The sequence below is a fragment of the Shouchella phoenicis genome, assembly GCF_047238345.1.
In the GTDB taxonomy this organism is placed as follows: domain Bacteria; phylum Bacillota; class Bacilli; order Bacillales; family Bacillaceae_D; genus Shouchella.
The window spans coordinates 3,158,488-3,181,796 of the sequence record NZ_JBDFMQ010000001.1 but is presented as its reverse complement, the minus strand read 5'-3'; the positions used below and the strand labels follow the sequence as shown (position 1 = coordinate 3,181,796).

Sequence of the window (23,309 nt, the reverse complement as noted above, 5' to 3'; positions counted from 1 at the left end):
ACTCGGTAGACCGAGTCTGTTTTTATGAAAAGAAGATTAACCTTCTTTAACTACGTTAGCAGCTTGAGGGCCACGTGCGCCGTCTTCGATTTCGAAAGAAACTCTTTGACCTTCTTCTAACGTCTTGAAGCCTTCGCCAGTGATCGCTGAGAAGTGAACGAATACATCGTCGTTACCTTCGCGCTCGATGAAGCCGAATCCTTTTTCTGCGTTGAACCACTTAACTGTACCTGTTTCCATTGTTGTTGCCTCCTAGTGCGCTATCGCACAATTGTATTCCTATCCTTGCTCAAAGCGAAACTCAAGACGAAAGACTTAAGCTATTACACGAACAAAAATAAGCAATCTTAATCTTACCAGATAGGTCTTAAATTTGCAAGTGCTTTCGGATTTTTCTTAGAAGTTGGAAGGAGTTGCATAAAAAATCGAGTTAATTATCATCACGTTACAGTTCAGTTAAAATTGGATTGTGCAGGTTCTCAGTGCAATTATTCCTATGGTAGGATCGTGTGTAGGACAACCGATGGAGGTAGACGAGATGAATAAAATTGGGTTATACGGAATGTTTGTGACGTTCTTATTTGTTACAGCTTGTAGCGACACGACAGAGTCAGACCCTCAACCGGATGCGGAGGAAGGGACTGAGGCAGGTGTTGAGGAATCTTCTGAATCAATGGAAGTGATGGAAGAAACGGAAACGGAAGAAGGCACATTTTCCATTTACGAACGCTATCAAGATCTCACTTCTTATGAGGACGGTCCAATGAGCATTAGCGTAAACCAAGTTAATTTGGGTTCTGCTGAACTAGTTGGCTTCGTTGCAGCGACGACTGGAGAAGAGCAGATTGAGTATGTGGAAGTAGAAATGGAGATCGAGAATACATCTGGAGACGCTGTCTATTTTCCATATGGAGAAACAAGTGTTGAAACAAACACAGGCGAATCGATTGAAACACCGAGTATTGTGTTAAGTGATGAAATTGACCCTGATTTTGCTGCTGGTGACGCAAAAACCGTTCAACTTCTCTTTCCTGTTGAATCGGTACAAGGCCTTAATGAAGTTGTCGTAACGATGAATGGGCCTAGTACAGAAGTTGGTGGCGATCAAGTGGGAGAAGATCTTCAATTTACAGTGGAATTAGCAAGTTAGAAGACATGTAGACGGACAGAATGATGTCCGTCTTTTCTTATGAATCATTAGAATTGACCGATGTTTCAATCATTTCTAGGGTGTTGCCATCAGGATCTTTTAATGTAAAAGACAGCTCCCCTAATTGATTGATGGCCAATTTGCCAATTGATTTTAATTGTTTTAGAGAACAATCTTTTGGCATGTGTTCGTGAATATCTAATACAAAAAAGCCGCAATACATAGGTGTGTGAATATGCGTTTTATATAACCTTAAGTATACTTGACCCTTTTTAAGAAGAAGAAAGGTGTCGGTTCTCCTTATTAATCTAAACCCGAACTGTTCTTTATAAAATAGAAGGCTTAGTGAAAGATCCGTTATGGGTAAACTAGGTACAGCTTGTATCAATTCTTTCTCCCTCTCTTATCGTAGCTTTTACAGGCGTGTAAAGTTATTCTTTATATCGGAATACAATGCGTGTTTATGAAGCGAAAAAAATAAATGGAACCTTCATTTTAAGGGGGTGCATTGTAAGAGGTGATCGATCTAGTTGTTTTGTTTAGAAAATTCTATTAATATAAAAAGAAAGGAGAGGCGGTGGATTATTATGAAGCTGAATACAAACGACTATCTATATGCTTTTTCAGATGAAGCCCAAATAGCGGCATCCATTCATTCAGGTGAATCAATTACAATCGAAACCCTCGATGCGTTTTCAAATCAGATTCAAGATCGTGATTCTATTTTTCAAGAAATTGATATGAATGCTGTGAACCCTGCAACCGGTGCGATTTATGTGCATGAAGCTGAGGTTGGAGATACGTTAAAGGTTGAAGTGTTAACAATAGAATTAGCAAAACAAGGCGTTATGGCTGTAGCCCCTAATCTAGGTGTCGTTGGAGATGAAGTCGAGGCATTTGTATCAAAAATAATGAAGGTAACAGAGCAAGGCGTCATCTTCAATGATTCAATTACACTCCCGCTTCGTAAGATGATTGGGGTAATTGGTGTTGCGCCAGAGGGAAAGGCGATCTCTTGTGGGACTCCTGGCTCTCATGGTGGAAATATGGATAATACAATGGTGACAGAAGGTGCTACGCTGTATCTGCCTGTTTCTTGTAAAGGGGCTCGATTCGCGTTAGGCGATGTTCATGCAGCAATGGGAGACGGTGAAGTGTGTGTGACAGGTGTGGAAATACCAGCAGAAGTGACGGTTCGACTTTCCGTCGTAAAAAATACCATTAAGACCCCTTGGTTAGAAAATAGGGAGAGTATCCAAGTTATCGCTTCTGCCACAACTTTAGAAGAGGCGATTCACGATGCTACAAAAACATGGGCAGATGATCTTGTTGCGAAAACGATGCTATCTTTTGATGAGAGTATGATGCTCTTAAGTGCTTGTGCCGATGTTCAAATTTGTCAAGTCGTCAATCCATTAAAAACAGTGAGGATGGTTATGAGGAAAGAAATTCTTGTACAAGCAGGCTACTTAGAAGTGAACGATGCAAGTTGGACGGCGAATCCAAAGCGAGTAGTTTAGCTGAATCAATCGAGGGGAACATAGATGAACAAAAGCAAAAGCATGCGTAAAGGAGTTTTAACATGAACCATTACAGTGAAGCGTTACGAAATAAACTTCATGAGATAATTGGTGCACAGAAAATTCGAGCTCAAGAAGATGTGGTTGATCGTGCCGTAGCAAGTGGTTTTGAAGATGAGACCGTCCGTTATGCACTCGCGAATTTGTTTAAAGAAGGTGCACTTGTTGAACGACCAGTGGAATTGGGTGTCGGAAAAGTACACGATTTCGAAGTAGATGAAGATAAAATGGAAAAAATCCTATTCGGTGTTAACGAAGGAATTGAGAAAAGTTGAAGCGGCTTTTTGTAAGCGAGCTTCAACTTTTTTATGGTTTACCATGAATAGCCTAGGTGAGTTAAGACGGTTCTAGCGATCGCCATGTGGCCAACAGATGTTGGGTGAATGCGGTCCTGTGCGATCTCAATGTCGTCTAATCCCTGCATCAATGGGTCGAAGGTGTGTTTCTGAATATCGACAAAACTAGCCCCTGTCGAGGTTGCAACTGCTTTTGTAAGGCCCCCGTATTGATCCATCATTTGGCGCATAGGGTCGTCTAGATTACTTTGAATATGAAATGGTGACAACAAGACCGTTTGTTTTGCTTTGGATCGTGTAACGAGCTCTTCATACGTCTCTTTAAATTCGTCAGGATCTACATGGGGGGAGCCCTTTTCTGATTGGTCAAACTGACGCCATACGTCATTAATTCCAATCATAATGATTAGCATGTCAGGTTTTAAATCTACGACGTCTTCTTGCCAGCGTTGACGAAGATCACGAATTGTATGACCATTGATGCCTTTATTTATGATCTGATACTTTTTTTCAGGATAGGTGGCCTGGAGTAAAGCGTGAATATAAGAAACATAGCCATTTCCAAGTTTGTCAGGATCATCTTCTCTTTCTAAGTGATTCCGGTTACAATCTGTAATGGAATCACCAATAAAAAGAATACGGTCATAATCAAGTACTGACATACGCTTCCCCTCATTTCGTTTTAGAATTATTTTAATAGAACGAAAGCGAAATCTCAATGGATGGAAGCGAATCAACTCACTTATGGTTCAATGGTCACAGGGGTGCCGATGGGTACAGTCGCAGCAAGCTGCTCAACATCGTGATTAAACATTCGAATACAACCGTGTGAGACAGAATGCCCGATAGAAGAAGGGTCGTTCGTTCCGTGTATGCCGTAATGCTGCTTAGACAGAGACATCCACATTGTACCGAAAGGACCTCCAGGGTTAGGCGCTTTATTAATAATGACATAGCGCCCAACTGGTGTTTGCGTTAGCATTTTTCCGACCGCAATGGGGTATTGATGGATTTGTTGACCATTATGGTAGAGGGTTAGTTGATGTTTAGAGAGCGAAATGTGAATGGCGTATGGAACGGACTCAGGATCGGGTAATGACGGAATTCGTATTGACTGACCGACTCCTAGCTGGCTCGTAGGATGTAAATGATTGGCTTGAATGAGCTGAACGAAAGGGATTCGGAAATCGTTTGAGATGCTATAAAGCGTTTCACCTGGTTGGACAGTGTGGGTATACATGACATCACCTTTATTTTTTGTACTATAATTATGTTTGAATAGTAGGAGGCAATACAGAAAAAAAGAAGAACCTTCAATTATTTTGTAGGCTCCTTTAAAATAGAGGTAATAATATGCTTTGAATTCCACTGTCCAAATGAAAAAAAAGTAATCGGATATTTTCGTGGAAACAATTTTTTTTGGATATCGCTAACAGATTTACCTTGCACATGTAGGGAGTTTACGAGCTCGGTGAGGTCGTATAAATAGTCAAGTTTATTCTGAAGCTGTTTTTTTCCTTTTGGAAGATAGCCTGCATGACAACAAAAAACATCATCAAAATCATACTGCAATACATGTTCGAGCGAGCGAATAATTTCTGGAATTGATTCACTTCGCATCATAACTTTCGTTTTGGTTTGGACGTAAAGATCTCCAGAGAAAAGCTGGCCTGTTGTTTCATTAAGAAGAGCAGAATGATCATAAGAATGTCCTGGTGTGTAAATGCTTTTCCATGAGGATGTACGACTTTGAAACTGTGCTGGCATAGGGTGAGGACGAAATGGCTTGCGATTTCCCCAGTATAAGCGACGATAAATGGGGTATGAGCCTGGTTGGTGGGCTTCTTTGTGTGAGCGATCATTTAGAAAAACGGGGACCTTTTGGGTCTGTTGAAACCAGTTTGCGCAGCCTGTGTGGTCTTCATGAATATGTGTACAATAGAGCGCATCTGTCGCGTGTTTTTGCCAAAAAGGCGCAAAGAGAGAATGCAAGGATGCACCTGCTGCATCGATCATAATGCCATCTGTTGCAAAGCTAATAGTGTTTAATTGAACGTTTCGAAATTTAATTTTACCATTCGCCATATGGACGTTATGTGTGGAGTGCTCGGTTATTGTTTTTTTAAACATAATTAGACAAGCCTCTCTTTTTTAAAAATGAATAGCCGTTCATTTTATTAAGTATAGCCCAACAGGCTTTAATTAACAATGCTTGTCTCTTGCGAATGAAAGTGGATGTAGAGAAGAAAGGACTCAAACGATGTCGTATCAATTTGAAAAAGAAAAGAAAGATTTTAGTGATTTTGCTAGTGGTCGAGTGCTTTACAACGCCCCAGGTACTACAGCGTTCCCGGTGCGGCTAACGAGTGAAGTCTTTCAACTATGTCAGTCGTTTTTGAATAAAAAGAAAGACTTAATGATCTATGACCCTTGCTGTGGAGGCGCGCATATGTTGACAGCTATCGGCTTTCTTCATGGGTCAGACATTAGCAAGATCTATGGATCAGATATCAATGCTGATATTGTGAAAATTGGACAAAAAAACCTTGATTTACTCACATATCGAGGCTTAACAGAGCGAGAAGAAAAGCTTAGATCTGACTACTTGGCTTATCAAAAAGAAGCCCATAGTGACGCGCTAGAAAGCGTACAGCGATTTAAGGCTGATTTGCACCAAGTTGATGAAAAAAATGGGAAGGTTTTTCCTTTTGATATTACAGGAAGAGAAGCACCTCCTTTGTCTAACATTAATCTTGTCATAACCGACTTGCCTTATGGAGAACTGGTTCAATGGGTGAGTGAAGAAGAAACACCAGTTAAGCAATTGTTAACGAATGTTTATGAAGGGTTAGATCAATCAAATGCGATTGTTGCGATTGTAAGTGAGAAGTCAGTGGTTGTGGACCATCCGCGATATCAACGAAAGAAGATGGTCAAACATGGAAAGCGCAAAATTACAATCCTTCAACCAATATAAAAGGAAGCGAAGGCGGTTCGCTTCCTCTTTAGGAGGTCCTTTAACATGAGTTTGCAAGATGGGTAGCATGGACAAAAGATCTTACATAACATAGAAGCGAGAAAGAATCTTTTTCTGTAAAAAGAGGGGAATACATTCAGGCTCTTATGATAAAAAGGTCTTTCATTACGCTGGCAGTTTTGTTCATCCGGGTGAGCCCTAAGTCAAGCTCACATTAGCACTATATGACCGTAAGTGACGATTTGAACGACCAAACACCTACTATTTTGAAAAATGAGACAAGCGCCTAATGAAAATAGGCTTTTTTTTTAAATGATAACATCTTAGGATGTACCCGGCTCATAATAAATAGCATCAAATAAATCGAGGGTAGAGCGATTCATTGTAAAGAAAACAGATTGACCTTCTTGATTGATTAACATAACCGAACTAGGGTTATCTTCTTCGTAAACAAACACTGCTTGAGTCACGTCAGCATCAAACCAATAATTATGAACATGGTAAGGTTCGGAAAAATGAATTTTCACTAATAAACCGCTAGACGGTAAGGGATTTATTTTTGTAACCAAGCCATCAACTGATGTCAGTAATTCTTTTGCAACATCTTCTGCCTTTGCTGTAGACTCTGTTTGGAATACAACCTTTTCCTCGTCGATTGAAAAGACCTCAATAGGAGAAGAGGCGAATGCGTCTTGGTGAATGAAGATTGATGTACATAATAAGAGCATGCAAATGACTTTTTTATAAAAACGCACAAAACCACCTCTTTATTACGATCTCCTATTGTGGCTAGTCTATTCGTATACAGAAAAAAGCGCGGATCACGAATGATCCACGCTTTTTTACATTAACGGCTTATGAACATCTGCGTCCAGTAGTGACCGTACGATCCTCCTTGTGCATACCCAATTCCAATCTCGGTATAATTAGATGAAAGAATATTTTGACGATGGCCGGCGCTATTCATCCAAGCGTTAAAGACAGCTTGAGCACTTGTTTGACCAGCTGCAATATTTTCTCCAGAAGCGCGGTAGTTAATCCCGAAATCACGAATCATTTGATGAGGACTGCCGTATGTAGGGGATGTGTGATTAAAATAGTTACGGTCACGCATGTCATCTGATTTAAAGCGTGCTACACGAGAAAGCTCCCAGTTTTCTTTTAATGGTTGAAGACCGTGTTTCGCTCGTTCTGCATTGACGAGTTGTACCACTTCTTGTTCCATAGATAGGTTTTGCGTGTTTTGACCAGGTAATTGAATCGTTTGCCCTGGATAAATCACGTTAGGGTTTGAAAGTTGTGGATTCGCATCAATAATATCGGAAACACCGACTTGATAACGAACGGCAATTTTCCACATTGTATCACCAGATTGAACAGTGTGCGATGAAGCAGCTTTCGCATCTGATGAAAAGCCATAGACAAAAGTGACGGACAATAAAAGTGTAGTGAAAAAAGTAAGTAATGTTTTCATAGGTTTTACTATAAAGCCGAATAAAAGGAAAAAAAAGAGGAGAGAGTTGGGTGAATTTGTAAGAATGCGTAAAAATGGAGAAGAAAGGATCTTTCATTTCAGTTTCTTTACAACAGTGTAACACAGCAATTAAATAATGACTAATTTCATGCATAAATTCCGGTTAATTCCATTTATAAAGATAAAGGCGTAATTTTTTGATAAATAGGTCCTTGTTAAAACGATGTGGATGATGACGTCATAGTCTACCTTGTACAACTTTCTATCTTAAGTTGAAAGGAGAGTACCAATGGCTATTATTATTCCGGTCCCGGGTCTTGGGTCTGTTAATGTGTTAACTGGAAGTGAAGATGTTGTGCGGTCCTCATGCCTCTCGGCTCCTCTGCTTGGACCAGAGGTTATCGTCGTTAAAGATGGAACACTTTTAGCCGCAACATGTGGAACGAGAAGAGTAGCGCTTGTTGCGTATTTAGCTGACTTGAATAACTTAAGTTTAGTGCAGATTCTCTCAGCGCTTCTTTCATTAAGTTTGGAATCTGTTGAACTTCAAGCCCAAGAGACCATTTTTATTGCCCCGTTTGAAGGATAAAAAAACAGCCTGGGAGGACGCCTACTTGCTACGGTCTCTCAGGCTTCTTTTTTATTCAGCTAATTTGCTTTGTTCAAACCACGTAAATGCACCTGATTGGTTAATGCGTAAGGCTAAGAGCTTCCCGCCAAACACAAGGCCTCCATCCATGCCAATTTTCGTTTCACATTCAGAATACCAAGGTGTTGCATGCGGTTCTGAATGAAGCATTTGTACAGGGGTGTGCCCGAAAATAATCGTTTTGTTCGTTGGGTTTGCTTGTTGATGAAATTCATCACGTATCCATAAGAAGTCGTGAGACGTATTTTCTTTCCATTCGGCACGTTCCGGGTTAATACCCGCATGAACGAAGAGGTAGTTGCCCCATTCATAATAAAGAGGGAGTTGTTTTAGAAAGTGGATGATTTGTGGAAACGTTTCTGCGATCGCTCTTCGTTCGTCAATTTCGTCTGACGTTCCTAAAAAAGAATGGATGGTTTCTTTTCCACCATTTCGAATAAATCGTTCTGTCTGCCATTCGTTTAACCAATTTATAAACATATCTTCATGATTGCCCTTTAATGCAATTGCCCATTGTTCGTTAACAAGACGTTGAACCAACTCAACGACTTTGCGAGAATCTTTCCCTCTATCAATGTAATCTCCAAGAAAAATGAGCTGATCCTTTTTTTTATCCCAATGCTGTAGCAATTCGATGAGTTCATCATAGCAACCGTGAATATCGCCTACAACAAATACATTATCCAAATGGAACCCGTCCTTTTTTCTTTTTATTATAGCAAAAAATGTACGATTGGTAACAGATGTAACCGCATTAATTATTGGTGCGTTCTCTGAGTGAAGAGAGAGATGAGCCAGTAAAAGGTGATACCTGCTGCAGCACCTATACTGTCAATGAGTACATCAGATATTTGACCACTTCGGCCAGGAATATAAAGTTGATGGATTTCATCTGAAATCGCATAAAGTACACAAATAAGAAAAGCAATCAGCAACTGCCGCTTATATGCGATGTGTGTCGTACGTAAACCAAGCATAACAAGAAATCCAAGGATAAAATAGGCTCCAATGTGAGCCCCTTTTCTAAGCAATGTGTGAATCCATTCGTGTTCCGTGAGATTGAAAAAAGGAACAAATGAATCAATAAAATCAAGAATTCCGCCACTAAGGTTAGAAGAATCTCCACCCGGTTGATGAGATAAATAAAAGATGACACCCATCCATAAGAGAATGGAGCTCCAGGCAATCATTGTACGTATCATAGTCAGTCCTTTCACACGCTTAAACGACAAACTCGACAAGCGTTCGTGTCGATTTGTTCACAAATTTTAAAGAAGGAAAAGGTTCGACGGTATTCCCCAGGAAATAATTAAGAAATTTCTTGCAAAGAGAGGAAATCGTCAAACGGTGGATGGGAATGATATGCATATTCGACAATCATTATGCTCTACATTAGTAGGGTTTTAAATAAAGTACAAGGTTTTTGGCTTTCTTTTTATCAAAAATGTTTGATTTTTAGAACGGTGGGAAGAGGTAGGTAGTAGTTTTTAAGGAGGGATGGAATGAAAGGGCTTCGAATCATGTTTTCCGTTATGCTGACCGTAATAGGTATTCTTCATTTTACCCATGAGAAAGTCTTCAGAAGAATTATTCCACCTGCATTGCCTTTTAGAAAAGCCGCAGTTTTGATCACAGGTGTAGCGGAGCTTCTTTTTGCCGTCTTACTTTGGGTTCGAAAGGGCCAATCAATCGTTGGGAAATTATTAGCGCTCTTTATGATTCTCGTTTTTCCAGCGAATATTTATTCGACGTACAAGGATAATTTGAGAATTGGTAACAAAAAAGTACCTCAGTGGGCATTGTGGGCGCGATTACCAATGCAGTTGCCATTAATTTATGGAGCGATAAAATTAACGCATTCTCACAATGTACATAAAGAAGAGAACCGCTAATACACATTAGCGGTTTTTCCAGTATTGAGATCCTTCTTTGTCTCTTTTCATAAACCCATACTCGATTAAATAACGTCTGAGGGTAACGAAATCAGCGTATGTGCGTTGTAAGATTTGATTTACTTCTTTTTCAGAATAGATGCGATCAAATTCAAAATCATTCATCAAGTAGCGTAAAATTACAAGCTTCTTTTTTTCTTTCCTAGGAAAGACGGTCATCTTTCCATCGATGATATAGGTTTCTAATATTTGGCTTTCTTCTTTTGCAGTTATGGCATACCGTTCATCCATCATCTTCGCTCCTTCGTGGAAATGTATAAATGGCTCTTTTTGAGGGTCTCGTGTTAATGCCATTAAAGCTAAGAATACTTTCGCTTGCTTTTCTTTCTCTTTGAGCTTAAATCGATAATTTCGTATGGTTGACGGACTTCCTCCAACGATTTCTGCGATCTTCTTGTCATCGAGCCCATCATAAAAGTACTTAAGAATATCCCGCTGTTGTTCAGATATGCCGGTATACCTTTTATCCATCTGTATAAGCTGGTTAAAAGGCGATTCGTGTTGCGTTCGGATATGAAGTTCAATGGCTTTTTGTGCTTCAAGCAAAAGCTCATGATATGGATAGATCACCCCTTTAGAGAATGTTTGATCACAAAAAAGGCATTGGTACTCCTCGTGCTTTTTGTTATAACGAAATCCAACTTGAAGTTCTGCTATAGTTGCATCCCAACGTGCGTTTTTAGTCATTTTATAAACGATACCCCTTTTTGTTTGCTTATTTATAAACATAATATGATAAAGTTATGAATTAAGCAATACAAAATGGTTCTTAAGGAGCTTCTTAATTTGGATCATTTGGACGATTTTCCTCTCTGCATCAACGGTTATCTCTTCACACCGTTCATATAAAAAAAGAATCTACAGGGATCGTGTACGATCAACCCTGTAGATTCTTTCGAAGAATGTTGTTCCTTCTATTGTTTTCTCGTCTGAGACGTTCGTTTTACGAGTAAAGCAAGAACGACAGCAGCAAGTGCAATATAAAATCCAGTGGAGAAGCTTTGCTGCGAGCCGTACGTTAAGGCATCCATCATTTGTGAGTCGGTTGCTTCACTTGGCGAGATGCCTTGGTCGCTTAAATAACTTTGCTGACCTGTCTCCATCACGGAAATAAAGAGTGCTGCACCAATAGCGCCTGACACTTGCATGAGTGTGTTCATAATAGCTGTACCATGTGGATAAAGCTTTTCCGGAATTTGATTCAATCCGTTTGTTTGAGCCGGCATCATAATCATTGCCACAGCAACCATGAGGACCGCTTGTTGAACGATGACAATCCAAACAGGTATGCCTGGAACCGTGTATCGATAAGAAAAGACAACAGCGGCAAGGATAATTGTTCCTGGTATTAATAATGGTCGTGGACCAAATTTATCAAACAAACGTCCCATGATAGGTGACATGGCCCCGTTTAATAGACCACCAGGAAGCATAACAAGACCTGCAACGATTGGTGTAAAAAGTAACGCGCCTTGCATGTAGATTGGCATGACGAGCATCATCGCAAACATCGTCATCATAACCATCATGGCCATCACAAGTCCGAGAGCAAACATAGGGTAACGGAAAACGCGAATATCTAATAATGGTGAGTCTAGTTTGAGTTGACGGTAGACGAATAAGCCGAGTGAAACGAAACCGACGACGAGAAAAATAAAGACAGATGGATCTGCAAAGCTTGCATCGCCTTTTCCTGCTGCACTAAATCCGTATACAATCCCCCCGAAACCAAGCGTTGAAAGTAAGAAAGAGAGAATGTCTAACTTTGGTTTTGACACTTCTGCCAAATTGGTTAACACTTTCATTCCAAATAAAAGCGAACCTAGCGCAATTGGTAAAATGATAAAGAATAACCAGCGCCATGATAAATTTTCAACAATGAGACCGGACACTGTTGGCCCAATTGCAGGAGCAAACATAATCACGAGTCCAACCATTCCCATTGCGGCTCCACGCTTTTCAACAGGGATGACTGCTAGAATAATATTAATTAGCAACGGAATCATAATGGCCGTACCCACAGCTTGTGTTAAACGACCAATAAGTAAGACAGAGAATACAGGGCTAAATCCTGATATTAGCGTTCCAATAGAAAATAATGCCATCGCGGTTATAAATAATTGCCTCGTTGTAAAACGCTGCATAAAATAAGCAGATACCGGAATGAGTGTCCCAATTACAAGCATGTATCCTGTGACAAGCCATTGCGCTGTACTTGATTGAACACCGAAGTCAGCCATAATTGCATTTAAAGCGACATTAAGAATGGTCTCACTTAAAATCGCTACAAATGCACCGGAGAGAAGAACGGCAATGACTGGTATTGGGTTTAGTTCTGGTTTGTTTGTTTGTTTGGCTGCACCACTGCCTTCAGCGACGATTGCCATATATAAATACCCCCTCATAATCTAAAAAATAACAAAACTTCTTCGTATAGCTAAACTATCTTATCACCACGAATTACGAAACGCAATAGGTTCGTAATTAATTGTCAGAAGAAAAATGGAGTGCTAAACTAAAAAGAAAGAATAATTGTTAGGAGGGAAGTCAGCATTGAGCACACCGGAAAGTGAACAGGAAGATGTAAAGCGAGGAAGACCGTTAGATTTAAGCCGCAATCAAGTGATTTTGGAATCAGCGTTAAATGTTTTAGCTGAAGTAGGATATGAAGGGCTAACGATCGAAGCGGTTGCTGCGAGAGCAAAAGTTGGGAAAGCAACGATTTATAGACGGTGGTCATCTAAAGTTGCGCTCGTAATCGATGCTTCTGCTTCAGTGAGTCCGTTTGAAATATTGAGCGAAAAGCTAGATACAAAACAAAGCTTGCGAAATCAGCTAGTCGATTTACTTAGTCTCGTGTTTCAAGGAGAGCATGATCACCATCAAAAAGCGCTAACTGCTATAGGCTCAGCCGTACCGCACCATAAAGAATTAGAAAAAGGGCTTCACAATGATTTCTACCAGCGCCATAGGCAAACGATTGAATCCATTGTAAAACCCTTTTTAAAAGATGGTCATTTAAAACATGCGGATTTAGATTTATTAGCTGACATAGGGCCAGCGCTTATTACGTACCGAGTATTTTTAATAGGGAAGCCGTTTAATCGTGCTTACGTTGAACGAATTGTTGATACGTTACTCATCCCGATGTTAACCCCATTTATGAATGAAGAATAATTAGCCTTTTAAACTTGTCGAATACTCTCGGCAAGTTTTTTGTGTGTTTGGCTTATTTTCCATTTCATTAGGGTGCATCACCATACCATTTTATTCGTTCTGCATAGGTTAATAGAACGAATAGGTAGAATGGAGGCGTGTGTAAAAATGGTGTTAGTGGTGAATGAAACAGAATTACGTAATGCAATTGCTGCTCAGCAAACCCCGCTGGAGATAGGGGCAAGTTTCATCATTTCAAGTCAACTAAATGTAAACTACAGTGCTACCGTGACAAGTGCTGGTGCAGATATACAAACGTTAACGAAGATTGCTGGATTTCCATTACCAGGCTATATGTTTTCCATTACAAATGGGGCAGCGGTCATATTTCAAAATATTACCCTTGATGGAAACCTTGCAGGAAATCCTGTTGGAATAACGACAAATCGAAGTTTAGTAAGCCCCCAAGGTGCATTTGTTATTTTAGGTCAGGGGACAACGCTACAAAATAATTATTCCTTTCAAGAAGGTGGGGGTTTTTATATGCGTGGGATCGCAGGATCCCCGAGTGGTTTGCTGATGAATGGGAATGCGACTATTACTGGTTGTGTATCACGTACGAGTGGTGGAGGTGTCACAATTTTGAGAAGGAACCCTGGTGATTCGGTTTCTATTACGGATAATGCAGTTATCGAGGGGAATACGGCAAATCAAGGTGGTGGCATTTATTCGAACGTTCTCTCAGATGGGATTGGAGGAGATATACCGATTACTGGAAACGTCCAAATTATTAACAATGCTGCCGGTGGAAATGGTGGGGGTGTTTTCGTAACGAATAATAGTGGTGCAGTACCAAATCCCGGAACTGTGTCACTAACGATTTCGAATACGGTCAACATCGCTAACAATAACGCCTCAAGTGGTGCAGGGGTCTATTTTGCTTCGAGAAACCCAAATGATACATTATCAATTACAGGAGCCACAACGTTTACAAACAATCAAGCTCGAGCGAATGGTGGTGGCGTGTACGCTGTCATTACGGATACAAGCCAAGCAAATGTAATCGTGGATGGAGCTACTTTTACAAATAATCGTGCTTCTATAGCTGGTGGTCTCGGTGTTGCAACAGCTAATGGGGGAACTGTAACAGTCAACGATACTGTGCTTACTTCGAATGTAGCACTAACGGGTGCTGGTGGTGGGCTGTTTGTGAACAATACTTCTGCAACAAATGGTCTTACGGTTAACGTGGATAACTTGACCGCGACGTTAAATCAAGCAGGAAGTAATGGTGGTGGCATGTTTGTTTCTGGTACGGAAGCCCAAATCAACTCAAATGTGACAAACTCCAGATTTCTCGGGAATTCTGCTGGTCAAAGTGGTGGTGGTTTAACGTATACAAATGTGGCAAACTCGTCTGTAATCATTTCGAATGATACGTTTACCGGAAACCAAGCAGGGTCATTTGGAGGCGGCTTCTTTTTTGCTTCAAATTTAGGTGGAGACAACGATCTTGATATCACAAATTCATTGGTCAACCAAAATACGTCTGGTAATGAAGGTGGCGGTCTAAGGATTAATGGTGGACCTGGTATTTTAGCTGCTTCTATAACCGATAGTACGGTTGAAGATAATGTATCAGAAGTGAATGGTGGTGGTGTGTGGTTTGCTGGGGATAATAGTACGCTTTTGCTAAATGGCACGTCAGTTGTACAAAATAATGTGAGCTCAATGGGTAGTGGAGGCGGTGTTTATTTTAATACCGCCACTGGAACGTTAACAGTAACCGATAATGTAACGGTAACAGGGAACCAAGCTGGGTTTGTTGGAGCGATTATTAGCAGTAACGGCGGAGGGATTGATGTCATAACGGGTAGCTCCGTCATTGATGGAAATGTGTTAATCGCAAATAACACCGCAGGTCGAAATGGTGGTGGTGTGTACTACAATGGTGTTGGAACGAATGTAATTAATGGTGGTACTGTACAAAACAATACGGCTGGAATCAATGGTGGAGGCCTTTATCAAACGGGCGTCACAACCCTTACCGTTAATGATGGTATTGTACAAACTAATACAGCGACGATTAATGGAGGGGGACTCTATTTAACTGAAAATGGCGTGGCTACGCTAAATGGTGGCAGTATCCAAGGCAATACCGCTCAAAGAGGTGGAGCAGTATATATTAACATTGGCGGCAATCTAACGGTTACGGGTGGTTCTACCATTACGGGAAACACAGGGTCTGTTCTTGCTCCAGGTATCTTTGATGGCGGAACCATTAATTTGGCAGGAGTTAGAGAATTAACGAATGGTCTTTATATTGTTGACGCTCCTAATGTAGCCCAAATTATTGGCCCCCTTACTGGTTCGACTATTCAACTTAACAATACGCCGTACGTAACGCCAAATGAGCAGGGGACACCGATCGTTGTTGCCGTAGCGACTCCTGCGTATTCAACGCTCACACCAGCTGATGCAGCAGCCTTTATTAAACCGCCAGTCGGTTTTGATGGGTGGGAAGTGCGGTTAGAAGGAACGACACAAGTCGTAATCGCACCGATTACGTTTACCATTACGTATTTAGGGCTGTTTCCTGGCCAAACAAACCCTAATCCGACGACTTACAATGTGACGCAGTTACCAATCGTCTTGCAAGACCCATCGCCAATTCCTGGTCAAAGGTTTTTAGGCTGGTTCAACGAGGCGGGGGATCAAGTGACGGTGATTCCAGTGGGAACAACAGGGAACATTGTGTTAACAGCACGATTTTCACCAATTATAAATATGGGTACAGTCACGTTCTTTCCAAATGATGCAGGAGGACCACCAGCAACCAATATTCCAGATCCAATTACGTTTGAATTAGGGCAAGACGTTATGATTCCATTGCAAATTCCAATTCGTCCTGGTTTCCGCTTTGGTGGCTGGAATACAAGTCCAGACGGATCGGGCATCACGTATCAACCAGGTCAAATCATTCCGAATCTACAAACTGACCTTAACCTGTTTGCCATTTGGATTCCTGTTCCACCAAGACCAAACCCACCTCCTTATATTTTAAAAGCACGTTACTGTCGACTTCTAAAGAAAAAAGGACTTATTGGATGTAGGAGCCGAAAAAAAAGAAAAAGCGAGTGATCACTCGCTTTTTCTTTTTGTGAAGGTTGACGTGTAGGAAAAGATAAAAAAAGGTATAGAGTGGATAATAGGATGATTATTTTGTTTTTAACATTCCTTTATAAATACCTGGGCTGGAATGTTTGATTGAAGTAGCACCGACTGTTTTTTCGTAAAAATCTGCAGGACCAACACCACCAATAATGGCGTATCCATATCCAGACTCTTTCATGCCGTGAAGAGCTCGGAGCAACAGTGCTTTCCCAGCCCCGAGCCCTCTGGATGTTTCTTGGACGCCAGTTGGTCCAAAGAAATTTTTCATTGTAGCATCATAACAAGCAAATCCAATTAATTCATCATTCTGAATCGCAAGGTAGCAAGAAATTGGTTCGCGACTAAAAGCAACATCACACTCATCTGCCCAACCCTGACTAAAGTGTTTGCGAATCCATTCCAAGACGGTCGTCTTTTCAGGTGCTAAAGCGCGACGGATGACCATTTTTGGTGATGGTTCTTCTTCTGGTAATGCATACAAAGCGACAAGCATATCACTCATAAAAATCCCACCTTTCTTTAAGCTTTAATTCGCCATGTAAAAACAAATTCCTTTTAAAGAGCGCTTGATGTCATTGTTTCTATCAATAGATTGAAAAGGAGTGTCACGAATGAAAGAGATTCAAGACTATCTTCAGCGAGAGGTTGATGAACGTTCGCTTCCGGGAGCGGTTCTAAGCATCTCGAAAAAAGGAAAGAGCTGTTACCGGAATGCGTTTGGTTATGCTTCTGTATATCCTGAAAAAAAACGAATGACGACTGAAACCATGTTTGATTTAGCATCACTGACAAAGGTGGTCGTGACTTTGCCGCTGACGTTAATGTTGCTCGATAAGCAGTTTCTTTACCTCGATACAAAGGTAAGTCGATTTCTTCCATCTTTCCAGAATGAAGGGAAAGAAGCGATCACGATTCACCATTTATTGACGCACACGTCTGGTTTGAAAGCACATCACCCTTTTTATCATGAAGAACGTGCAAGCAGCATACCAGATAAGATTGCATTGATGCCTCTGCTGGCGTTCCCTGGCAAGCGTGTGATCTACAGTGATTTAAACTTTATCCTCTTGCATCATATTATCGAAACCGTAACCAAAACAGACTTAACTACTTTTGCGAACGAGCAACTTTTTACGCCTTTAAATATGAAACACACGTCCTTTTCGCCAACAACAGGACCTTTTGCTTCTACTGAATGGGATGAGAGCAGGCAACAGTATTTACATGGTGTGGTGCATGATGAAAACGCAAGGTACTTTGGTGGTGTGAGTGGTCACGCAGGATTATTCTCAACGATGTCAGACTTAGCGTCTTATGGACAGATGATTGAGCAAAACGGTTTTTATAACGGAAATCAGCTTATAAGTGAAGAAATAATCAAGAAATCAAAACAAATTACGACAGAAGGTTTAAATGAACGACGTGGTCTCGGTTGGATGTTAAAAGATCACGGCTATGCCTCATGTGGAGATCAGTTTACATATTTTTCCTATGGGCATACAGGCTTTACTGGAACGAGTATGTGGTTTGATCCAATGGATGGATTAAGCGTCATTTTCTTAACAAACCGTGTTCACTATGGTAGAGAAAACAAAGAAATTATTCGGATTCGTGCAGAACTGCATGACTTAATCAAGCGAAAAACTGAAAGGATATAGAGGATATCCTTTCAGTTTTTTTTGTCGTTCGAAGAGGCGGAATAGAAGTTTGGCTAAATAATCATTGTAGAAATGTGTAGGCTGTAATACGATACAATATGTAAAGAAATAAGATGTAAGAGTATTTTGAATAAAATCTTTGCAAAAAGGAAGCGTTCGTTTTGACTTTATTACTAGTAGAAGATGATGAAATTATAGTTTCTGGTTTGGAATATACGCTACAGCAAGAAGGCTATGATGTTCTTGTCGCCAATACCGTTGAAGAGGCGAAAAAAATACTTAACCATCAAATTCAGCATATAAATGTTTGTTTGTTTGATTTGAATCTACCTGACGGCAATGGCTATCAACTTTGTTCTCTTGTAAAACAAAACCGAGATATCCCTGTTTTGTTTTTAACGGCTATTGATGATGAAGGAAATGTTGTCAAAGGCCTTGATATGGGAGCAGATGATTATATTACAAAGCCCTTTCGTGTCAAAGAGCTATTAAGTAGAATTCGAACAGTTTTAAGACGGTATGAGCGTCAAACAAAAGCGAAGGAAACCGTTAATTTTGGTTCGATCTCTATTCATTCACTTGAAGGAAAAGTATTTAAAAACCATGAAGAACTCCATGTAACCGCGTTGGAATATCGGTTATTAATGATCTTTGCTAAACACCGTGGTCAAATATTAACACGAGAACAGTTACTCAATTTGATTTGGGATTCTGCAGGTGACTTCGTTAATGACAATACGTTAACGGTTTATATCAAACGATTAAGGGAGAAAATTGAAGATGACCCTCAAACACCGACGTTAATTCAAACGGTTCGGGGCTTAGGATACAGGGTGGGAGAGTAATGTTTCGAAATAAAAAGCTAAGACATAGCACAGCATGGATGATCGTTCTAGGCCTTGTCTTAATGATCATTGCAAGCTTCCAGTCGTTATGGTTTGTAGGGAGTACAGCATTAGTCGTCATGGCTATGATTTCTGTCCACCTTTATTATTCCTATAATCGATACAACGAAATGGAAGACCTCTCTATTTATTTGCGAAAAATAAGTAGTGGATCGTTTTCACTTGATGTACGTGACAATGATGAAGGGGAAATTAGTATCTTAAAAAATGAAATATATAAAATGACTCAACTTTTATCGGAGCAAAAAAGTCAAGCTGACGATAGCAAAATTAAACTGGCAGAAGCACTGGCAGACATTTCTCATCAGTTGAAAACACCATTAACATCAATGACGGTTATGACGGATTTGCTTGCGCAAGATCAGTTGCCAAAAGAGAAACGAGAAGAATTTCTTGGACATATATCCAGTCAATTAAGCCGCATGGAATGGCTTGTTACGTCTTTGCTTAAATTATCAAAGATTGATGCTGGGACGATTACATTTACAAAGGAGGAAAGTAGTGTCGAGCGCTTAATCCATGAGACAGTGTCTCCTTTAACGATTCCAATGAAAGATAAGCATATTCATTTCGAGACAGTTGGGGATTTGGACGCGTTTATTGCTGCTGATTTCCGTTGGACAAAGGAAGCTCTTAGTAATATTCTCAAAAATGCAGTGGAGCACACGGATAGTGGAGGCAAGGTGACAATGACAGTTACCGAAAACGTGCTGTTTACAGAGCTGACGGTTCATAATACAGGCGAGCCGATCACGCCCAAAGACTTGCCGCACATTTTTAAACGCTTTTACCAAGGTAATCATGCGCATAAGCAAAGTGTAGGAATTGGACTTGCTTTAACTTATCATATTGTGACAAAGCAAAACGGTGCCATACATGTTGAATCGACTAAACGAGATGGGACCAGTTTTAGTGTTCGATTTTACAAAGGAACATGACAAAACTGTCACTTAACAAGTCACGGACCCGTCACTTTAGACAACTATACTAAGTGTAACAAAGTCATATGGGGGCGAAACAATGGAAATGTTAAACGTTCAAAACTTGTCTAAAGTGTACGGTAAAGGTGATACCGCGGTGAAAGCGTTAGATAATATATCGTTTTCGGTGGAGAAAGGGCAATTTGTTGCGATTATTGGACCATCAGGATCTGGAAAATCGACATTGCTTCATTTGTTAGGTGGGGTTGACCGTCCAACAAGTGGCCACGTATCGGTTGACCAGACAGATATGTATCAACTTAACGAAACCCAACTGGCGATTTTTCGAAGACGTCAAATTGGGCTCATCTATCAATTTTACAATCTGATTCCGATTTTAACGGTTGAAGAAAATATTACGTTGCCTATGTTGCTTGATGGACATAAAGTCGATGACGCAAAACTAACGAATATGCTAGAACGTCTCGGTTTAGAAAAGCGGCTACAATATTTACCGAATCAGCTATCTGGTGGGCAACAGCAACGGGTATCAATTGGACGGGCGTTAATTAGTAACCCCGCCATTATGCTTGCCGATGAACCAACAGGGAATTTAGATAGTAAAAACAGTAAAGAAATCATTGATTTATTAAAGTATTTTAACCGTTCATTGAAGCAAACGTTAATTGTGATTACTCATGATGAGCGGATTGCTTTACAAGCAGATCGCATTATCACAATTGAAGATGGGAAGGTTGCCAGTGATGAGGTGACTGGTCGATGACTATTATCAACAAGTTAACCATTCGCAACTTGCGGGAAAATAAAAAACGCACGCTCGTGACATTATTTGGCACCATCGTGTCTGTGGCAATGATTTTTGCTGTAGCGACAATTGGTACATCCTTAATGGATTTGCTTCAGCGTAATGCCGCTTCTAATAGTGGCGAGTGGCACGTGTCGTATAGTGATGTCAGTGGTCCAGAGATTGAGGAGCTACGATCGTTTGACAGGACAGGGGATTTAATTCTGCACAATCGCTTAGGTTTTGTAGAAGAGCAAGCTTTTTTAGAAGAGACGGGAAAACCGTTTTTGTTTATTAATGAATTTAATGAAGAAGGTTTTTCGTATTTCCCGTTAGAGTTAGAATCAGGTCGTTTACCTGAATCTGAAAAAGAACTGGTGTTATCCACCGCAGTCCGTGGTGTTCTTGATGAATATGAACTTGGTGAAACCGTGGTCCTTGAATATGGCAACCGGGTGCTTGAAGATGGAAGCTATTTAGATGAACATCAGGTCGTCGAATCTGTTTATGATGAAGAAACCAATGAGTACATTGATGCGGAAGAAGTGTTTGAAGTGGTGGGGGAGCGAACATTTACAGTTGTCGGCTTTGTTGAACCCCCATCATGGGAACCTGCTTGGGGACCAGTCCATACGGCAATTACGTTTTACGATGAGAAGCAGCTAGTCTCCGAAACGGTTACAGATGCAAGGATTGTGGCTGATCGTGTGAATCGATCCCTGTTTGACGACGTCGAGCCATTAAATGAAATGCTAGGACAAGATGCAGTCTTTAATGATGATATTTTGCGTTACCATGGGTTAACACCAAACGATACGTTGCAAACAACGCTTTATTCCATTGTTGGTATTATTATGGTCATTATTGTGATTGGATCGATTTCCTTAATTTTTAATGCATTTGCGATATCGGTATCAGAACGATCAAAACAACTCGGCATGCTTTCGAGTGTAGGCGCAACAAAAAGACAGAAACGAAACTCTGTTTATTTTGAAGGGCTTATTATCGGTCTTATTAGTATTCCAATTGGACTTGTAGCTGGTTTTGTAGGTTTGGCTATTACCTTTTACTTTATTAATGATATGTTTCAAACAACAATGGGCATTTCAGAAGAATTATATGTTGTCATTCAGCCAATGGCGGTCTTGATTGCTGTTGCAGTCTCATCATTAACCATCTTTTTCTCCTCTTATATTCCAGCGCGACGAGCCTCGCGTATTTCAGCCATTGATGCCATTCGTCAATCAAATGATGTGAAGTTAACAAAGAAAACGATTAAAACATCGCGATTCACCACGTGGCTTTTCGGCATGGAAGCAGAACTTGCACTTAAGAATCTTAAACGAAATAAGAAGCGATACTACATCACGGTATTTTCCCTTATTATTAGCATTGTTTTATTCTTATCTGTGACGTTCTTTACATCTACAATGACGCAATCGATTACGCTGACGCAACAAGATCCGCAGTACGATTTATCGGTCTATTCATCGGAAGGAACGAGCGACTATGAGCAGCTCTTAAATGATGAAGACGTCATGGAATTCGTTCGTGAGACGCAAATTGCTAGGGAACTACCATTAATTGGTCAACCTAGAGTAGAACAGATTCCAGAACGTATGAATGAACAATTTCAGGAGCTAGAGGCAACTGCTGAATCATTTACCTTTAACGTTCGTGCCGTTGGACTAGATGAAGCATCTTATTCGGACATGATGGAGAACGCGAATCAAACTGGAGAGCAACGCTTGTCTGATCATGCTCCAGCAATCGTGGTGGAAACAATACAATACCCTGATGACGAAGCGGGTCAGTATGTAGAAACAACGGCAATTCATACAGAAATTGGAGACACCCTATCGTTAGAAGTGTATGATTGGGAGAAAGAAGAAGAAGTGAGCGTTGATTCTGTTGAGGTAGTGGGCTTAACAGATGAATTGCCTTTAAATGTAGGGAATTTATATCTTGGAGATGTCGTGCTCATTATGGAACAGGAGCACTTAAATCAATTGTTAACAGAAACGGATGAGTTTGAGCCAGACGATGGAACCTTGTATTTAAAAAGTGAGCACCCCAATGAAACGGAGGCTGCCATTGAGGGCATTGGAAACGAACGATTAGGCATGTGGAATCAGTATGAACGGGTTGAAAGCGACCTGCAAATGGTGTTCGTCCTAAGTGTGTTTACGTACGGTTTTATTGCCTTAATTACGCTGATATCCGTTGCGAACATTTTTAACACCATCTCTACTGGCGTTGGTCTACGAAAAAAAGAATTGGCGATGTATCGTTCCATTGGAATGACACCACGTGCGTTTCGAAAGATGATCCGATTTGAAAGTCTTTTCTATGGCATCAATGCATTGGCTATCGGCTTGCCCGTAAGTTTTGGCGTTATGTACTTGATGTATCGGACAATGCTTGGAAGTTTTTATTATCCTTTTACTGTTCCATGGGTTGCCCTTGGCTCCGTTATTGTCGCCGTGTTTGTCATCGTGACCCTTGCCATGACGTATGCGGTTTCAAAAATAAAAAAAGAAAGCATTATTGATGGCTTAAAACAAGAAAATATATAATAGGTATACCGGAGACGCTTTACGAGAGAGTCTCCGG

At 40.6% G+C, this 23,309-nt stretch carries 25 protein-coding genes; 13 read left to right on the top strand and 12 right to left on the bottom strand.

Annotated elements, in window-relative coordinates; translation table 11 throughout:
• Window positions 1–36 precede the first annotated feature (36 nt).
• Complete coding sequence (locus ABC361_RS16990; RefSeq protein ID WP_035395033.1) at window positions 37–240, bottom strand: cold-shock protein; 204 nt, start codon at window positions 238–240, stop codon at window positions 37–39.
• A gap of 298 nt (window positions 241–538) precedes the next feature.
• On the opposite strand from ABC361_RS16990, the gene ABC361_RS16985 reads away from it, so the two are divergent.
• Complete coding sequence (locus ABC361_RS16985) at window positions 539–1,150, top strand: hypothetical protein (protein WP_413075039.1); 612 nt, start codon at window positions 539–541, stop codon at window positions 1,148–1,150.
• A 37-nt stretch (window positions 1,151–1,187) separates the two neighbouring features.
• On the opposite strand, the gene ABC361_RS16980 is transcribed toward ABC361_RS16985, so the two are convergent.
• Window positions 1,188–1,538 (bottom strand): VOC family protein, encoded by a 351-nt coding sequence (locus tag ABC361_RS16980; RefSeq protein ID WP_413075038.1) that lies wholly within the window; start codon window positions 1,536–1,538, stop codon window positions 1,188–1,190.
• Window positions 1,539–1,737: 199 nt separating this feature from the next.
• Between ABC361_RS16980 and ABC361_RS16975 the strand changes: the two genes are divergently transcribed.
• Together ABC361_RS16975 and ABC361_RS16970 are read left to right on the top strand one after the other, a co-directional pair.
• A complete protein-coding gene (locus ABC361_RS16975) occupies window positions 1,738–2,670 on the top strand; it encodes an acetamidase/formamidase family protein (RefSeq protein WP_413075037.1) in 933 nt (310 codons plus the stop codon).
• A gap of 62 nt (window positions 2,671–2,732) precedes the next feature.
• A complete protein-coding gene (locus ABC361_RS16970; RefSeq protein ID WP_413075036.1) occupies window positions 2,733–3,005 on the top strand; it encodes a hypothetical protein in 273 nt (90 codons plus the stop codon).
• Between the two features lie 38 nt (window positions 3,006–3,043).
• Here the strand turns inward: ABC361_RS16970 and ABC361_RS16965 are convergent, their stop codons facing one another.
• From ABC361_RS16965 to ABC361_RS16955, 3 genes are all read right to left on the bottom strand, one after another.
• Window positions 3,044–3,688: an SGNH/GDSL hydrolase family protein gene (locus ABC361_RS16965; RefSeq protein WP_413075035.1), complete on the bottom strand. Its 645-nt coding sequence runs from the start codon at window positions 3,686–3,688 to the stop codon at window positions 3,044–3,046.
• Window positions 3,689–3,768: 80 nt separating this feature from the next.
• A complete protein-coding gene (locus ABC361_RS16960; protein WP_413075034.1) occupies window positions 3,769–4,266 on the bottom strand; it encodes a L,D-transpeptidase family protein in 498 nt (165 codons plus the stop codon).
• Window positions 4,267–4,343: 77 nt separating this feature from the next.
• Window positions 4,344–5,156 carry an MBL fold metallo-hydrolase gene (locus ABC361_RS16955; protein ID WP_413075033.1) on the bottom strand — a complete coding sequence of 271 codons (813 nt, stop codon included), beginning with the start codon at window positions 5,154–5,156 and terminating at the stop codon, window positions 4,344–4,346.
• Between the two features lie 130 nt (window positions 5,157–5,286).
• On the opposite strand from ABC361_RS16955, the gene ABC361_RS16950 reads away from it, so the two are divergent.
• Window positions 5,287–6,003, top strand: a complete 717-nt coding sequence (locus tag ABC361_RS16950; protein ID WP_413075032.1) for a hypothetical protein — start codon at window positions 5,287–5,289, stop codon at window positions 6,001–6,003.
• Window positions 6,004–6,326: 323 nt separating this feature from the next.
• Here ABC361_RS16950 and ABC361_RS16945 read toward each other — a convergent pair whose 3' ends face one another.
• Both ABC361_RS16945 and safA read right to left on the bottom strand, forming a co-directional pair.
• A complete protein-coding gene (locus ABC361_RS16945) occupies window positions 6,327–6,758 on the bottom strand; it encodes a hypothetical protein (RefSeq protein ID WP_413075031.1) in 432 nt (143 codons plus the stop codon).
• A 92-nt stretch (window positions 6,759–6,850) separates the two neighbouring features.
• Window positions 6,851–7,477: a SafA/ExsA family spore coat assembly protein gene (safA, locus tag ABC361_RS16940; protein WP_413075030.1), complete on the bottom strand. Its 627-nt coding sequence runs from the start codon at window positions 7,475–7,477 to the stop codon at window positions 6,851–6,853.
• 289 nt (window positions 7,478–7,766) lie between these two features.
• Between safA and ABC361_RS16935 the strand changes: the two genes are divergently transcribed.
• A complete protein-coding gene (locus tag ABC361_RS16935; RefSeq protein WP_413075029.1) occupies window positions 7,767–8,066 on the top strand; it encodes a hypothetical protein in 300 nt (99 codons plus the stop codon).
• 51 nt (window positions 8,067–8,117) lie between these two features.
• Here the strand turns inward: ABC361_RS16935 and ABC361_RS16930 are convergent, their stop codons facing one another.
• Complete coding sequence (locus ABC361_RS16930) at window positions 8,118–8,813, bottom strand: metallophosphoesterase family protein (protein ID WP_413075028.1); 696 nt, start codon at window positions 8,811–8,813, stop codon at window positions 8,118–8,120.
• Between the two features lie 71 nt (window positions 8,814–8,884).
• Window positions 8,885–9,328, bottom strand: a complete 444-nt coding sequence (locus tag ABC361_RS16925; protein ID WP_413075027.1) for a VanZ family protein — start codon at window positions 9,326–9,328, stop codon at window positions 8,885–8,887.
• A gap of 300 nt (window positions 9,329–9,628) precedes the next feature.
• Here ABC361_RS16925 and ABC361_RS16920 point away from each other — a divergent pair, with 300 nt between their 5' ends.
• Window positions 9,629–10,018, top strand: coding sequence for a DoxX family protein (locus ABC361_RS16920; protein ID WP_413075026.1), 390 nt, complete (start codon window positions 9,629–9,631; stop codon window positions 10,016–10,018).
• Window positions 10,019–10,024: 6 nt separating this feature from the next.
• On the opposite strand, the gene ABC361_RS16915 is transcribed toward ABC361_RS16920, so the two are convergent.
• Window positions 10,025–10,765, bottom strand: coding sequence for a DUF2087 domain-containing protein (locus ABC361_RS16915; RefSeq protein WP_413075025.1), 741 nt, complete (start codon window positions 10,763–10,765; stop codon window positions 10,025–10,027).
• Between the two features lie 227 nt (window positions 10,766–10,992).
• Window positions 10,993–12,465: an MDR family MFS transporter gene (locus tag ABC361_RS16910; protein WP_413075024.1), complete on the bottom strand. Its 1,473-nt coding sequence runs from the start codon at window positions 12,463–12,465 to the stop codon at window positions 10,993–10,995.
• Window positions 12,466–12,631: 166 nt separating this feature from the next.
• Here ABC361_RS16910 and ABC361_RS16905 point away from each other — a divergent pair, with 166 nt between their 5' ends.
• Both ABC361_RS16905 and ABC361_RS16900 read left to right on the top strand, forming a co-directional pair.
• Window positions 12,632–13,255 carry a TetR/AcrR family transcriptional regulator gene (locus ABC361_RS16905; RefSeq protein WP_413075023.1) on the top strand — a complete coding sequence of 208 codons (624 nt, stop codon included), beginning with the start codon at window positions 12,632–12,634 and terminating at the stop codon, window positions 13,253–13,255.
• Between the two features lie 147 nt (window positions 13,256–13,402).
• Entirely contained in the window at window positions 13,403–16,375 is a 2,973-nt protein-coding gene (locus ABC361_RS16900) for a beta strand repeat-containing protein (RefSeq protein WP_413075022.1), read from the top strand.
• 76 nt (window positions 16,376–16,451) lie between these two features.
• Here the strand turns inward: ABC361_RS16900 and ABC361_RS16895 are convergent, their stop codons facing one another.
• Complete coding sequence (locus tag ABC361_RS16895; protein ID WP_413075021.1) at window positions 16,452–16,910, bottom strand: GNAT family N-acetyltransferase; 459 nt, start codon at window positions 16,908–16,910, stop codon at window positions 16,452–16,454.
• 109 nt (window positions 16,911–17,019) lie between these two features.
• Here ABC361_RS16895 and ABC361_RS16890 point away from each other — a divergent pair, with 109 nt between their 5' ends.
• The 5 genes from ABC361_RS16890 (at window position 17,020) to ABC361_RS16870 (ending at window position 23,272) form a co-directional block, all read left to right on the top strand.
• A complete protein-coding gene (locus tag ABC361_RS16890; protein ID WP_413075020.1) occupies window positions 17,020–18,066 on the top strand; it encodes a serine hydrolase domain-containing protein in 1,047 nt (348 codons plus the stop codon).
• A 161-nt stretch (window positions 18,067–18,227) separates the two neighbouring features.
• The gene (locus ABC361_RS16885) at window positions 18,228–18,911 is read left to right on the top strand and encodes a response regulator transcription factor (RefSeq protein WP_413075019.1); all 684 of its coding nucleotides are present in this window, start codon (window positions 18,228–18,230) and stop codon (window positions 18,909–18,911) included.
• Entirely contained in the window at window positions 18,911–19,909 is a 999-nt protein-coding gene (locus ABC361_RS16880) for a sensor histidine kinase (protein ID WP_413075018.1), read from the top strand. The genes ABC361_RS16885 and ABC361_RS16880 overlap by 1 nt, the downstream gene beginning before the upstream one ends.
• An 82-nt stretch (window positions 19,910–19,991) precedes the next feature.
• Entirely contained in the window at window positions 19,992–20,675 is a 684-nt protein-coding gene (locus ABC361_RS16875) for an ABC transporter ATP-binding protein (protein ID WP_413075017.1), read from the top strand.
• The gene (locus ABC361_RS16870) at window positions 20,672–23,272 is read left to right on the top strand and encodes an ABC transporter permease (RefSeq protein ID WP_413075016.1); all 2,601 of its coding nucleotides are present in this window, start codon (window positions 20,672–20,674) and stop codon (window positions 23,270–23,272) included. The genes ABC361_RS16875 and ABC361_RS16870 overlap by 4 nt, the downstream gene beginning before the upstream one ends.
• Window positions 23,273–23,309 lie beyond the last annotated feature (37 nt).